The organism is Streptomyces sp. NBC_00996 (genome assembly GCF_045162675.1).
Taxonomy (GTDB): Bacteria; Actinomycetota; Actinomycetes; order Streptomycetales; family Streptomycetaceae; genus Streptomyces.
In genome coordinates, this window is sequence record NZ_CP108723.1 from 7,959,972 (window position 1) to 7,974,090 (window position 14,119).

Sequence of the window (14,119 nt, forward strand, 5' to 3'; positions counted from 1 at the left end):
TCATGGACGACCGCGCCAAGGCGTGGCAGAAGTCCTTGTCCGTTCTGCAGCCCACCGTCCCCGGCACGTTCCCCACCGTCGCGTCGTTCTTCGATCCGCCGGGCTCTCCCGGCAGCAAGGAGAAGGGCTTGTTCACCCAGGTCGGCTTCGCGCCGTGGGTGTCCGAACAGTTCTGGAAGTCCGAGGACGGCTTCTACGACGACCCCAGCGTCAAGGCCGCCAAGGCGGAGGCGGACCAGGTCCAGGAGATCGGCGGCCCGCTGTACGGGCAGGAACCGGATGCGTCCCTTCCCACCGATCAGTGGCGGAAGGCGTATGCGGAGCACCAGGCATGGCAGAAGCTGACCGCAGACTCTCTCCACCCTCTCTCGGCTGATGACGCCCGCCTCTTCCTCGCCTCCGGCGGGTTCCCCACCTCCGCGCCCGCGCCCGGCTCGCTGGCGTACCGGATCGCGGTCGAAGACCTGAAGTCCCGCTTCGCCTCCTGCAACTGGCACAACCCTCTCGACCCCGACCAGGTGCTGGGCAAGGTCGTCAAGACCGCGTCCGAGGAGTGGCAGCAGGAGATCGCGGACCAGGCCACGCAGCGCACGTCGGTCTTCGCGGCGAACAAGAACGCCACCTCGGCCCTCCAGAAGAGCGCACTCGCCCTGGGGGACATGCTGGGCCAGTCCTGGACCGCCGACCACATCACCCGCTGGCAGGACTACTGGGCGCCCGGCGGGCCCGGCTGGATCGGCGACAGCCCGGTCGTGGTGCAGTTCCACGCCGCCAAGGGCATGTGCCTGGACGTCGAGGGCAACAAGACGGCCAACGGCACCCCGGTGCAGATCTACACGTGCAGCGGGTCGTCCGCGCAGAAGTGGGTGCTGGGTGAGGACGGCACGGTCCACGGTGTGCATTCCGGCAAGTGCCTCGACGTGCAGGGCAGCCACTCGGAGAACGGCACGAAGATCCAGATCTGGACGTGCAACGGCAGTGCCGCGCAGAAGTGGGACTATTCCACGACCAAGACCACGTCGCTGCGCAACAAGGCGACGGGCAAGTGCCTGGACCTGCACACGTACGACAAGAGCTACAACGCGTGGCTGTGGAGCTGCAACGGCAGCGGCCCGCAGCAGCTCGACATCGCCCCGAGCGGCCACAACGGCACCGACGATCTCGGCTACCCGACCAAGGCCATGTTCAGTTCGGCGAGCAGCGAGCTGACCAAGGCCCGCGCCGACGCGAAAACCAACCTCGGCCTGATCAAGAAGCAGGCTGCGGCAGCCGGCCAGGCGGTGAAGGACACCGACACCAGCCTGGCCGAGGCATACCGCAAGGCCGACACGATGGGAGTCCCCAGGGGCCGGGGCATGCTCGTCGGCCTGCAGAAAGCCCAGGTCACCAAGGCATCCGCCGCCGCGCTGGACGCGATGGAGAAGGCCGCCGAGACCGCGTACGCAGCCACGAAGGCGTCCGCCGGGGACTCCGCGACGCTGATGGACCGGGCGAAGGCCGCGGCGGCGAACGCGAAGGCACAGTTCCGTCTCGCCGCCGCGAAGGAGGCCGAGCAGCAGGCCAAGGCCGCCATGGATGCGGCGGAGGTGCAGAAGAACAACGCACGGTCGGCCCGCGACACCGCCAAGACCGAGCTGGGTGTTGCGGTGACAGCCGAGGCCGACGCGAAGTCCCAGGCCGCCACCGCCCACGCCAAACGGCTCGCGGCACAGGCGCAGGAGAAGACCGCGAAGGCGGAGAAGGCCACCGCCGCCGCGAAACAGGCCGAAGCCGCCGAGCACAAGAAGAACGCCGAAACCCAGGCGACGAAGGCGACGGAGGCCGACAAGAAGGCCAACAAGGCGGAAACGACCGCGTCACAGAAGCGGCAGGCCGCCGAGAAGTCCCGCGACCAGGCGAAGGGCAAACGCGACGACGCGTGGGACGCCGAGCAGAAAGCGAACGCGGCCCGCGCCAAGGCCGACGCGAAGGACGCCTACGCCGACTCCCTCGACGCCGGTGACGCGGCCACCGCCGCCCGCACGGCCGCCAACGAGGCCGACACGGCGGCGACCACAGCCGAGGCGGCGGCGAAGAAGGCGCGCGGTGAGGCGGACGCCGCCACCAAGGCCGCAGCTGACGCGGACGCCGCAGCCACCAGGGCGGAAGCGGCGGCCAAGCGGGCCCGCTCGGATGCCGACGCGGCGAAGGCCGCCAAGCTGAAGGCCGACGCCGATGTGAAGACCGCCACCAGCGCCGCCGCTGACGCGATCAAGGCCGCCGGGGACGCCGCCACGGCCGCCCGCACCGCCGTCAAACTCGCCGACGACGCCAGCAAGGACGCGACAACCTCCCGCTCCCACGCCGACACGGCAGCCAAACAGGCGGGCAAGGCCGTCACGGCATCGGCTACGGCGGCGGGGCACGCCTACGTCACCGCCCAGGCCGCCGCCGACGCCGGCCACGCCGCCGAACAGGTCGCCAAGCCGGCCAACGACGCCATCCAACTCGGCTCGCCCTACATCACCTCCGACTCCGCCGCCGCCCAGGCCGAACAGGACGCCAAGGACGCCCGCGCGGCCGCCACCCGCGCCGACACGGCCGCCACCGAAGCCGAACAGGCTGCCAAGGACGCCGACAAATACGCCAAGGAAGCCCAGGAAGCGGCCGACAGGGCCGAGAAGGCGGAGAAGGCGAAGCAGATCAACGACGGAACCGTTCCCGACGAGAACGGCCACTCGATCGGCAACGTCTTCTACGTCAACCACATCGAGAAGATCGGCGATCCGGAGGTCATCAAGAAGACCGACGGCTGCGACCACTGGTGGAACCACCTCGCCTACACGGGTAACTGCACGATCACCTCGAAGATCAAGTACAAGGCCGTTCTCGACCTGTACCTGTGCAGTGCCGAGGGCATCGACCCGCAGAAGCTCATGTGCCCGACCGAGGCCACGACGTATCTCGGCGAGGTCAAGACCGACGAACTGTCCCAGGAGGTCACACACAACATCACGATCGCCGAGTGGCAGGACGGCGTCGATCCCATCGACATCCTCTTCGGCAGCTGGATCGAGTGCACCAAGAAGTTCACCTCCGGTTTTGAGAGCGGCAGCTGGGGCGGATGCGGATGGGCGGCTCTGGACGTCGCCTCCCTGTTCGCCGGCAAGCTCATCCGACCCATCGCGGAAGCAGTACGTGCCGTGGACGCCGCGTTCGTCACCGGCATCGGCGTCCGGGACGCGCTCCAGGCACTCAAAACCCTCAAGGGCGTCGACGCCGCGGCGGTCGCCGCGATCGAGAGAGAAGTCCAGACTTACGAAGAGGCCGTGACCGCGTGTGAGAGGAACAGTTTCCCGGGTGGCACCCGGGTACTGATGGCCGACGGCACGCGCAGGCCGATCCTGGACGTTCGAGTCGGAGACCTGGTGCTGGCCACCGACCCTGCCTCCGGTCGCGCTCGGCCCGAGCCCGTCACAGACACCTTCCGGCATCGTACGGACCACCTGGTCGACGTCTCTCTGGCCGGCGGCGGCACGCTGACGAGCACGAGCGGACACCGGGTGTACGTGGCCGGGCACAACTGGGTGCACGTGTCGGACCTGCGGGTGGGCGACCGGCTCCGGACCTCGGACGGAGCCCTGCAGTCCGTCACCGCCCTGCATGACCGGCCCGGGCTGGCTCCGCGTCCGGTCTACGACCTGACCGTCGACGGCCTGCACACCTTCTACGTCCGCCCGCAGGGCGGACACTCCCGGGACGTACTCGTCCACAACTGCCTGAACCTGGTGCAGGACGAGGACATCGAGGGGGCCCATACCCTCAGAGAGCACGTGCGGCCCGGCGACACTGCCATGGCGAACGCGGCCGAGGCGAAGGGCAGGGCCAGCCGGTGGAACGACGAGGCGACGGCCGTCAGGAGCGTCCAGGCCGCGTTCGACGCCTGGATCAAGAAGCCGAGCAATGTGAAGCGGCTGGACAGGTGGCTCAAGGAGCAGTCCCACAACCCGGTGTTCGATCCTCGGCACGACCTGCTCGACTTCGAATGGCAGCTGCGGAACGAGGGGTCACTCGGCCGCGTCTGGGTCAAGGACGGAGTACAGGGTGAGCGCACCGGAAACCGGGTCGTCGTCCAGCTCAAGTACGCGGGCAAGCACAAGCCCAGTAGGTACGTTGTCTACACGTCCTATCCGAAATGAGAAGTTGACCGTGATGACAGGACAAGGCGAACCAGCTGAACACTCTGGCGACGACGCGTTCATCCTGGACATCGGGATCAGTTGGCTCGCGTCGAAGTCGGCGTACCCGATGTGGCTGTCCGCAGAGGACTCCGCCCGGTTCGTGCCCCCGAATCCCGTGGCCGCCCAGCTGGGTCTGGTCGAGGGAGCCGTCGGCACGGTGCACCGCGCTATCGCCATGCAGATCGGCGAGGACGCACGGAGGCTGCTGGCCTCCGCACTGCCGGACGAGGTGCTCCGCACCGTGTGGCTGGGAGCCACGGAGGGGTACTTCGACCCCGCGGCTCACGGCCTGAGCGGAAGGGAGTGGATGGCGCGGATCGAACAGACGTGGACCGCGAGCGTCCGCGAGGCCGATGCCATGTTCGTCCCGCCCGCGCCGCAGCCGGTGACAGACGCGGATCTGCGCAGGCGTGTTCTGGATCAGATCGGCACCGTCGCCGACGGCCTGGAACGGGCTGCCGACGAACGATCGCTGCCCGGTCTGGTCCCCGCGCTGGAGCAGGTCGTCACAGGGGCCTGCGCGGATCTCGGGTTCCGGCTGTTCCTGCGGGCCATGAAGGAGTACTTCGTGGCCATCGACGAGAACCGTTGCGAAGCCTTCACCGCTCTCGGTGAGCGCTTCGGCTACCCGGAGTTCCTCGTGGACGACAACCTCAACGTCGGATAGGGCCGACCTGGCCTGACAGCACACGGGCCCTGCCGAGCCAAAGGGCCACGGCTCGGCAGGGCCCGTCTCGTGAACCAGTGGGGACGGCCGGACCACGTAACGCACCCCACCCCGCAGCCCCGTTCAAACTCCGTTAACAAAAGACACTAATCTCACCGGTCTCCTCGATGCACCGGAGCGCCCACCGGCCCGAGCGCGGCGGAGAAGACCCCGTCGGATCCGACTTCGAACGCGAAGACCACAACGTCATCTGGACTAGCCGCCCGCAGCCGTAGGCGGACGGCGAGACAGCCTCAGCTTGATCCTTAACGTCGGCCTTGATCGTCGAGGGGCAAGCGGTCACTCGTTCGGGTGATCGCTGGGCGTGAGAGCGACCTTCTCATGATCCTGAACTCTGCGACGAGATGCAGGTGTTCACGAAGAAGGCCGCGGTGATGAGTGTGCTGGAACGGGTCGGCGAGGGGGAGGCGTTCGCGGAACTGTCACGCTTCCGGACGGACTTCTACGGGTGTGTGTCCGCGCGTGCGGACGCGTTCTTCGAGTTGACCGACGCACTGCTGTGCGCGGACGGGCCGGTGAAGACGCCGGTGGAGCTGTCGCTGACGGTCGAGCACCAACGGGGCTACGGCTCGCTGTACGGGGCGCTGAATCATGGCCGTGTGGACACCGACCGGCTGCGTGACCTGGCGGTTTCCAGCGATCGTTGCGAATCAGCGGAAACCGCCCCCGCTCACAAGCCTGCCGCTGCCGCGCTTCGACGGGCGAATCGTGCTCGCCGTCGTCGTGTCCCCGTGGCTGCGCTCGGACGCCGCGTGCTCCCCGGAGCGGTTGTTCTGCCACGTCCATGGCCGTTCCCGCGCGGCCGCGCAGATCATCCCCCGGCTGGCCGTACTCGATCGTCGCCGCCCTTTCGCCGGGCCGTAGTTCGTGGACCGCCGTTTTGGACGCGGTCCGCCTCGGGCCCGAGGACGACGCGGCCGCCGTCACGGCCGCACAGGTGCGCCAGGTGGCCGGGGTGCGTTTCTTCTCGGGGGACGAGAAAGCCCAGTTCAGCGGCTCGGACCTGCGGATCGTCGTAGCGCAGGCGGATGCGTCGGCTCCGACGGCCGACTGAGACTGCGTTCGTACTGGCCGGCGGCGAGGTCCCCGAGAAGAAACGCACCCCCTCCAGGTTGCCGATCTCGACCTCGATCGCCTCGTCGGTCTTCAACTGCTCATCGCCCGCCTGCTCCAGCAAACCCGAGAGCTTCCCGCAGCGCCCGCTCACATCCTTGACGTAGCGCTCCCACGAGTCGTAGACGTCCTTCTGGGCTCCCGCGGTCAGGCAGCCGGCATTCTCGCCAACGCCGTTCTGGCCGTTCGTCAGCGTCCCCAGCGCCTTGCCGATGCCCTCACGAAGTGAACCGACGTCTTCCCCTGCCTTGGCCCAGGCGCGCTTGTTCGACACCAGCGTGCCGCTGGCACCGCCCGGGTCCATCGGTACGTGGTTCAGCTGCATCTGGGCAGAATGCCGCCCCGCCGCCGCAGTCTTGAGCTGTTCCCACTCGTCCCATGCCATGCACGGTCTCCCTCCCCGTTGTTCGCCACTGACAGAAAACCTGTGCGCGACCGCAACGTACCAACTGTTCGCAAGAGTCACAGGGGAACCATCGACGAGCACGGTAGCCCTGCTACATCCCCGTGCTCATCCGCGCGCACCACCATCGCGATTGAGTAGCTGTACTCATGTCTGGCGGCCTGTTGGCCACATAGCTTCGAGTGGTGGCAGCGGCTCAGACGGCCTGATGTGGAAAATGAGTGAACCTTCGCTCGGTGGTAACACGGCTGATGTATATGGCAGTTGGGGCTGTCACAGGAAGTGACTAGAGTGGTCTTGTTGCGGACATGAACGCTTGAGGGGTGCGACCACCCGGGGCGAACGGCGAAAACGGGGAGGGGAAGGTTTCGTGCTTCCTGCGGACATGGGCGGGGGCGCCGACCTGCGGCGCGGCCTGGAGGCGCTCACGACCTTCAAGAAGCGCGTGGACGGCGTGCTCTCGAACTTCGAGGGGTCAGCCGGCAGTTCGACGAAGGTCGGGGCTCACACCATCTCTCCGGCATCGTTCTGTGGTACGGGCAATTTCGGAGAGGCCAAAGGCCTCCACACGCAGTACGAGCGCGTCCACGAGCGTGTTACGTCGCTCTCCAAGTCGCTGGGGCTGCAGATAGAGGCACTCCGGATCGCCGTTCACGGCGCGGATGTCGGCTTCGACAATCTCGAGGAGGAGCTCCGGCACCGCTTCTGGGAGATCCGGACCCAGATCAGCCGGGAGCAGACCGAGGCACTGCGTGAGAAGGCTGCGGCGGAGGCCGCCAGGGACGGCAAGTCTGAGCAGAAGCGCTCCGACGACACCAAGTCTGAGGTCAAGTACTGATGGGTGACGAGAAGCAGCAACAGGACCACAAGGTCGACCTGGAGCATGTGAACCAACAGGTCGGCGTCATCGACGCCACCAACGCCGTGTCGCAGATGCTGAACAACACGTTCCTCGGTGGCGGCGTCCGCTTCTTCGGCAAGACCAACTTCGAGGGCCATCAGCTCAACCACATGATCGACATGGTCGAGTCCGCGAACCCGGATCACCTGGAGAGCGCGGGCCAGGCCCTGTGGGACGCCCGGGATGCCATCAACGACGCCGCCGAGGAACTGAGCGGCCACGTCGGCCGGGTCGACTGGGAGGGCGAGGCGGGCAGCGCGTTCCGTACATGGGGCGGCAACCTTGTCAACCACGCTCGTGACCTCGCCACCTTCGCCGAAGTTGCGGGCACGCAGATCACGGCAGCGGCTACGGGGCTCGCGTCCGTACGCAAGTCCATGCCGCCCCGCGACGCCCGGACCGACCCCAAGACGGTCGCCGACATTCCGGCGCCGGCACGTCTCGAGACCAACGACGAGTACGCGGCCGCCGTGCAGGCGGAGGACCACCGGCAAGAGGCGATCAACCAGATGAACCGGTTGTCGTCGTTCTACGCGGTGTCGGAGGAGACGCTGGCGGCGCAGGAGCCGCCTACGTTTGAGCCTATGCCGGGTGTGGGGGTGCCTAAGCCGGATCCAAGCTTCGGTGAGGGGGGGCAGGCTGGGGGCGTGGAGCGCGGATCCCTTTCGGCCGCTAGTGAGTCGGGAACTGCGCATCATCAGTCTGCGGATACTGCGCTGGGCGCCTCGCACTCGGATGACACGCTGCGGTCCTCCAACGGCCTGGACGACTCTCTTACGTACCCGGACCGGAATGTCGGTACGGAGATCGACAGTGTCGGCACGCTGCCGCCGCAGGAGACGGCGAGGCCAACAACCGGCGCGCCGCCGTCGGTGACCGGTTTAAGCGGTGCTCCGGGGGGGACGACGGTTCCTCCCTTCGGCGGTGGCTCTGTGCCCCCCGCCTTCGGTGGTCCGGCTGGCCGTACCGCGGGGTTCAGGGGAGCGACCGGGAGCAGGGCTCCGATCTTGGGGCAGGGACGCGCGTCCACTCCCGGTGGCACCTCTGGAGGGCGTACCGGACGTGGCCCCATGGGACCAGTCGGACGTGCAGCCGCGACGGGCCAGGCAGGCGGCCGTGGGGCCACCACGGCGGCAGGCAAGTCGCCGATGGGGCGGAGCGTCGCTGGTGGAGTGCCAAGGGCTGGAGGTACGGCAAGCGGACGTGTCGGCGGCGCGTCAGGTGGACGTGCCAGTGGTATGGGTGCCACAGGTGCCGGACGTACCGGTGGCGTTGTCGGCGGGAGGCCGACCACGGCGGGCACCGCTGGCACGAACGGTTCCAGAATGCCGCGCGGTACGGTCGTCGGCGGCGAGGGCGCGGCAGGTTCGCGTACCACCGGCGAAAGGCCCGGTCAGCGTGGGGTGATCGGAACCCCCAATCCGACGACGGGCGCGGGTGCAGGACAGACACCTCGCCGATCCGCAAGCAATCCTGACGGAGTGGTAGGCGCCCCCAAGGGCCGAGTTTCTGGAGCCAAGAACAGCGGATTCACCTCTGGAGGCACCGGCCTGGTGCGTGGCCCCGTGGGCAGCCAAGGTTCCGATCGCGTCGGGAGCAAAGGCACGTCGCGTCGTGAGCAATCGACCGAGGACGAGACGCGTCCGCCCAGTGACACGCGGCGCGATGTGCCGCGGGCGACTGACTGACCGGATACGAGCGAGGACATACAGAGGCATGTTGTCAGGGATCAGCCGACGCGGCAGGTGGACCGCTCCCTTCGCGGGGCGTAGCGGGAGGAGGGTGTCCGCCGTATGTTCAGCGCTCGGCGCCGTAGTCGTTTTGTCGGCGGGGCTGGCTCCAAACGCGGCGGCCGATGATGTCCAGTCGAAGCAGTGGTACCTGGCGCCGATGAAGGCCACCCGGATGTGGAAGGTGAGCACCGGCAAGGGCGTGAAGGTGGCCGTTGTCGACACAGGCGTCAACCCTGCGACTCCTTCTCTGAAGGGGCAGGTACTTGTCGACGAGGTGCCGAAAGCGGTCGCGTACCACGCGACCAAGGACTACACAGGCCACGGAACGAGTATGGCGGAACTCATCGCCGGTACGGGTGCCGGTGGTGGCCTGGAAGGTCTTGCTCCAGGGGCGAAGATTGTGCCTTATCGGATCGCGCTCAAAGGGCTGACGAGCGAGACGGAAAAGAAGAAATCGCCTGAAAGAGCAGCCGTGATCAGGGCCATCGCTGACACTGATGCCAAAATCATCAGCATGTCCTTCGGTGGTGACATCAGCTATCCGGATGTGGAAGCGGCTATCAAGTATGCCCATTCCAAGGGCAAGTTGATGTTTGCCAGCGTTGGCAACGACGCGGAGAAGAAGAACTTCATCGGATATCCGGCGGCATATCCTTATGTCGTCGGGGTTGCTGCCTCAGACGAGACTGGAGCAGTCGGGAAGTTCTCGGAACATGGCGACTACGTTGATCTGGCGGCTCCGGGCCTGGAGACCCCTATCTGGTGCGACGCGACGTTCCGATCGTATTGCGAAGGCGAAGGAACAAGTATGGCTACCGCGATCACCTCCGCCTCCGCCGCCCTCATCTGGTCCGCCCACCCCAACTGGACGGCCAACCAAGTCCTCCGCAGCCTGATCGACACCGCTGGTCGCTCCTGGCCGAAGGACAAGCCGAGTAACTACCTCGGGTACGGCCTGATCCGGCCCCGCAAGGTGCTGGAGAACAGCGACATCAATCCTGGGTCGGCCACCTCCGACCCGCTCAGCTACGAAAACGGAGCGGGCGTCACAGGAGCCTCGCCGTCCCCTTCCGTATCAGCCTCGTCGCAGCCCCCGAAAACCACTTCAGGCGGCCAGACTTCAGCGGCAGGATCAAGCTCGAAGTCGTCTGACAACAGCACGATGTGGGTGGTACTCGGAGCCGCGGCTGCCGTCGTGGTGATCGGGGGCGGCGCTTTCGCGGTGGTTCGTTCGCGGCGGAGCTGAAGATTCTTCACTCATGGATGACCCGACGAGGCGTTTCATCCATCGAGCGCAAGGCCACCGAGCGATGCGCGAGCAGAAAAGTTTCATGACCACAGGTTCACGAAAGGGAGTGCAGGCATGGCGGACGGACGGAAGCTTGATAGTGGCGAAGTAGTCAGGCTGGAGAAGGGGATCGTCGAAAGGTACGAGACGATCAAGGGGCTGCTGGCCCGCCTCCAGGGGACGATCGACATGATTGAGAACCAGTGGACGGGACAGGGCGCCGGGGCGTTCAACCAGAAGCAGACAGAAATCAATGGGCATGTGGTCGCGCTCGGCCGCATGCTCGAGAAGGTCCTCGACGGCGTCAACCTCAACCGCAAGGACAAGGACAAGCTCGAGGACGAGTTGCACTCGAGGATCAAGCAGATCGACGTGCAGGACCTGGGCGGGAAGACCTCGGCTCTCAACAGCTACTGAGCTGCGGCACTTTCTGGACGGCAAAGTCCAACCGAATCCCTGACGAGATGGGGTAATCATGACCAACGTCCATAACCAGGATCTTGGCGTCAAGTACGGCGCCCTGGATGCGCTCACCACTGAACTCGGTGACTTGGCCAAGCAGTTTGAGGCAAACCTCAAGGCTCTTGAAGCCGACGTCAAGAGGATCGCCGAAGGCTGGGGTGGTGAGGCGTTTGATGCCTTCACGAGGCAGCACAAGGAGTGGGATACGCACGCCAACGGAATCCACCAGGCGCTGCTGAACATCGGCCAGAGGGTCCACGACGCCGGCGGTGACTACCGAGGCGGGGACCTGAAGGGCGCTAGCTACTTCCAGTGAGGCGGCCAACGCATCGGGGTGGGCACGCGCGGGAGGTGCCCACTCAGTGCGTCGGAAGCACGCTAAGCACGGAAGAGTCCAATGAGAGCCAGATCACTGTTCACGACTGCAATATTGATCTTGTAGGTATGCGTTGCGTAAATATAGGTTCGAGTGTGGTGCGCTGGTTCCAGTGCGCTTCGCACCGGGGAGGCGCCTCGCATGGCATGGCATGGCATGGCATGGCATGGGATGAGTGGGAGCAGCTCAAAGCGGAGGCGGTGCAGCACCGTTCAACTCAGATGCAGTTGAACCAGCTCGCTGACCCGGGCGGCGGCGGGACTCCTCACGGCGATCTGACCGTGTGTGAGAAGGATCTGAAGGCGGTGGGGGATGCCGCCTACTCGTTGTACGCGGACTTCAACCAGTACAGCGATCTTGCGCGCATCTCGTCGATGACTGCCGCCGGGGGGGGCTGACGGACCAGGGGTTTCTCATTGGAGAGGCCCTCGACCACGTGGCGACACGGTGGGTGGACCAGGTGCAGTCCCTGCGCGACGCGTGTACGCACATCTACTCGCACCTGGACTTCACCAAGGCCATTCACAAGGGCGATGAGGAACGCGTCTACGCCACGATCAGCAGTATCGCCATGCTGGACAAGGGCTTCGATCAACACAGGTGCTACTGATGGATCTGGACGTGCTGCTGCACGGGAACTTCGCGAAGCTCGGTGAGGCGATCTCCGACTCGGACTCCATGACCAAGAAGTTGGAGACCCTTGAGCGGGACGCGCGCCACAACCTCAAAGCCAAGGCCATGGAGGCGCATTGGGAGGGAGTCAACGCCACGGTCTCCCGGGAGTTCGTGGCGAAGACGGCGGACGAGTTCACGGACGCGCACACCCAGGCACAGAGCATCACCAACATCCTCCGTGACACCCGTGAAGAGCTCGTGAGCTACCGCACGCACCTCCAGGAGGCGCTGGAGCGCGGGCGGAAGAAGAACCTGACGGTGGTCGATGACGGATGCGGGATGTTCCACGTCCAGATGAACGTTCACCCCGACCGGGCCGCCAAGGGCACGACGGTGCCCGAGCATGATGAACTCGACGTGGAGTTGCTCCGGGACGAAGTGCAGAAGATTCTCAGCAAGGCGACGGAGAGCGACAGCTCCGCGGCACGGGTCCTCAAGTCCCTTGTCGACAGCGTCAAGGAAGGCTTCGCGGACTCCGACTACCGGGACCGTGACGGGGCCGTCGACGCGGAGAAGAAGGCCGAGAAGGACAAGCAGGACGCCAAGGAAGCCGCGCAGCTGTACTCGCGGCTCGACGGGCTCAGCGACGAGGAGATGAAGCGGCTCGCCACGCTGACCGCGAAGGGGAAGAACTCCCCGGTCTTCGCAAGTGAGTTGCTGAAGAATCTGAACTACCACGGCCGCGACGGGCAGGAAGCTCTGCTGCTGCTCGCCCAGAATGTGGAGAGCGGCGGCCGCGACGGCAAGTTGTCGTCCACCGAAGGCCGTCTGCGCGACGCCCTGTCGGCCAATCTCGCCACCGCGACCCGCCCCGACGCACCCCTCGCCCCAGTGGCGGCGAACCATCGGACTGGACCGAGAAGCTCCTCAAAACGGCCCGCGAGGGCAACGGGCTCCCCGCGCAGCATCCGGGAGCCTTGGAGGGCGGGGCCACGGGCCTAGGCACCCTCACCAAGCTGATGGGTGCCGGAGACGCGGTGTACGACGACAGCCTGTTGTCGGCGACCGGTGACGAGATCCGCGACTACGAGACGCACACCTAGGATCCGTATCCGGGACTGGACGACAACTGGAAGGGCACCCAGGAAGACCCCGTGGGCGGCCTGATGGAGGCGATGAGCCGCAACCCGGGGGCAGCCGAGTCCTATTTCGACCCACACAAGAACGACAATCTCGACTGTTTCCTCAAGGAACGGGACTGGCCGGGAGGTAACGTCGAGAGCGAGATGCCCGACGATCTCGTCAAGAGTTCGGCCCGCGCGAGTTTTGCCGACGCCCTGGAGGCGGCGTCGACCGGCCGCCTCCCCGACGCCCCTCTACACAAGGAGATCCCCGCGCACCACAGTGCCGTACAGGCGGACATCTTCGAGAAGACCATCAACTACTACGGCGAGCAGTCCAAGGACCAGCAGGACGCGCTGCCCGCGGCGATACGGCAGTCCATGAGCCACATGATCGGCGACTACGCGTCGGACGTGCACCAGATCCTCGGTAAGGATCTCAACGGCTTCACCGAGTTCAACCACCTCGACATCGACCGGGAGTCACTGACCCGCGTCATGCGGGGCGCCGCAGAGGACCCCAAGGCGTTCCAGACGATGCACCAGTCACAGAGCGCCGTGATCGCCGAAGGCCTCCAGCACTTCGGGAAGGGCTCCTTCGAGCATCCCGATCCCGAACTGCACGCCTGGGTCAAGCAGTCGTCGTCGGTGCTGGGATACATGGACGGTGTCCGAGGCGACGTCATCTACGACATGGGGTAGGCCCAGAAGGACACCAATGGCTGGAACAAGATGATGAATTACCACGTCATCGGTGCTCCGATCACCGGCATCCCGCTCGTCGGCGACACCGTGCAGCGCCTGGTCGACGTGGGTACGGCCGAATACATGAATGACCTCAATTCCCAGGTAGACAAGGAGACGCGAGAGAACATGGCCGACCACTTCTCCAATGGTCGGCGTCAGATGGACGCGATGCTGGAACAGCGGGCTCTCGACACGCACATGAATCGCGAGAGCCTCGACCTTTCTCCGGGTGAGTACGAGGACAACCTTCAGGCCCTTGAGGAGTCCTGGTACAACCTCGGCATCAAGGGTGCCGATCAGGCCATGGGCGAGCGGTACTGAGAGAAGAGATGAACCTACCCAGTTCGCCGGTTTCGCCCGGCCCCGAGGCTCCTGAGCCTGCGCCGAATCCGAAGCGGCAAGGGACCCGAGGC

The 14,119-nt window shown here is 66.0% G+C and carries 13 protein-coding genes and 1 pseudogene; all 14 read left to right on the forward strand.

What is annotated here, in order from left to right; all coding sequences use genetic code 11:
• Window positions 1–2: 2 nt before the first annotated feature.
• Window positions 3–4,178, forward strand: coding sequence for an RICIN domain-containing protein (locus OG390_RS37295; RefSeq protein WP_406174070.1), 4,176 nt, complete (start codon window positions 3–5; stop codon window positions 4,176–4,178).
• Between the two features lie 10 nt (window positions 4,179–4,188).
• Entirely contained in the window at window positions 4,189–4,887 is a 699-nt protein-coding gene (locus tag OG390_RS37300) for a hypothetical protein (RefSeq protein WP_406174072.1), read from the forward strand.
• A 434-nt stretch (window positions 4,888–5,321) separates the two neighbouring features.
• Window positions 5,322–5,896, forward strand: a pseudogene (locus OG390_RS37305) (transposase); the annotation flags it as partial.
• A 937-nt stretch (window positions 5,897–6,833) separates the two neighbouring features.
• The gene (locus OG390_RS37310; RefSeq protein ID WP_406174073.1) at window positions 6,834–7,301 is read left to right on the forward strand and encodes a hypothetical protein; all 468 of its coding nucleotides are present in this window, start codon (window positions 6,834–6,836) and stop codon (window positions 7,299–7,301) included.
• Window positions 7,301–9,052, forward strand: coding sequence for a hypothetical protein (locus tag OG390_RS37315; RefSeq protein ID WP_406174075.1), 1,752 nt, complete (start codon window positions 7,301–7,303; stop codon window positions 9,050–9,052). The genes OG390_RS37310 and OG390_RS37315 overlap by 1 nt, the downstream gene beginning before the upstream one ends.
• Before the next feature lie 202 nt (window positions 9,053–9,254).
• Window positions 9,255–10,343: a S8 family serine peptidase gene (locus tag OG390_RS37320; protein ID WP_406174077.1), complete on the forward strand. Its 1,089-nt coding sequence runs from the start codon at window positions 9,255–9,257 to the stop codon at window positions 10,341–10,343.
• A gap of 117 nt (window positions 10,344–10,460) precedes the next feature.
• A complete protein-coding gene (locus tag OG390_RS37325; RefSeq protein ID WP_406174079.1) occupies window positions 10,461–10,802 on the forward strand; it encodes a WXG100 family type VII secretion target in 342 nt (113 codons plus the stop codon).
• Window positions 10,803–10,860: 58 nt separating this feature from the next.
• Window positions 10,861–11,163: a WXG100 family type VII secretion target gene (locus OG390_RS37330; RefSeq protein ID WP_406174081.1), complete on the forward strand. Its 303-nt coding sequence runs from the start codon at window positions 10,861–10,863 to the stop codon at window positions 11,161–11,163.
• 206 nt (window positions 11,164–11,369) lie between these two features.
• Window positions 11,370–11,621 carry a hypothetical protein gene (locus OG390_RS37335; protein WP_406174083.1) on the forward strand — a complete coding sequence of 84 codons (252 nt, stop codon included), beginning with the start codon at window positions 11,370–11,372 and terminating at the stop codon, window positions 11,619–11,621.
• A gap of 38 nt (window positions 11,622–11,659) precedes the next feature.
• Window positions 11,660–11,833: a hypothetical protein gene (locus OG390_RS37340; protein ID WP_406174085.1), complete on the forward strand. Its 174-nt coding sequence runs from the start codon at window positions 11,660–11,662 to the stop codon at window positions 11,831–11,833.
• Entirely contained in the window at window positions 11,833–12,840 is a 1,008-nt protein-coding gene (locus tag OG390_RS37345; RefSeq protein WP_406174087.1) for a hypothetical protein, read from the forward strand. Before OG390_RS37340 ends, OG390_RS37345 begins: the two co-directional genes overlap by 1 nt.
• On the forward strand, window positions 12,816–12,941 hold the full coding sequence (locus OG390_RS37350) for a hypothetical protein (protein ID WP_406174089.1): 126 nt from the start codon (window positions 12,816–12,818) through the stop codon (window positions 12,939–12,941). Before OG390_RS37345 ends, OG390_RS37350 begins: the two co-directional genes overlap by 25 nt.
• Before the next feature lie 51 nt (window positions 12,942–12,992).
• A complete protein-coding gene (locus OG390_RS37355) occupies window positions 12,993–13,661 on the forward strand; it encodes a hypothetical protein (protein WP_406174091.1) in 669 nt (222 codons plus the stop codon).
• A 30-nt stretch (window positions 13,662–13,691) separates the two neighbouring features.
• Window positions 13,692–14,027: a hypothetical protein gene (locus OG390_RS37360; RefSeq protein WP_406174092.1), complete on the forward strand. Its 336-nt coding sequence runs from the start codon at window positions 13,692–13,694 to the stop codon at window positions 14,025–14,027.
• Window positions 14,028–14,119 lie beyond the last annotated feature (92 nt).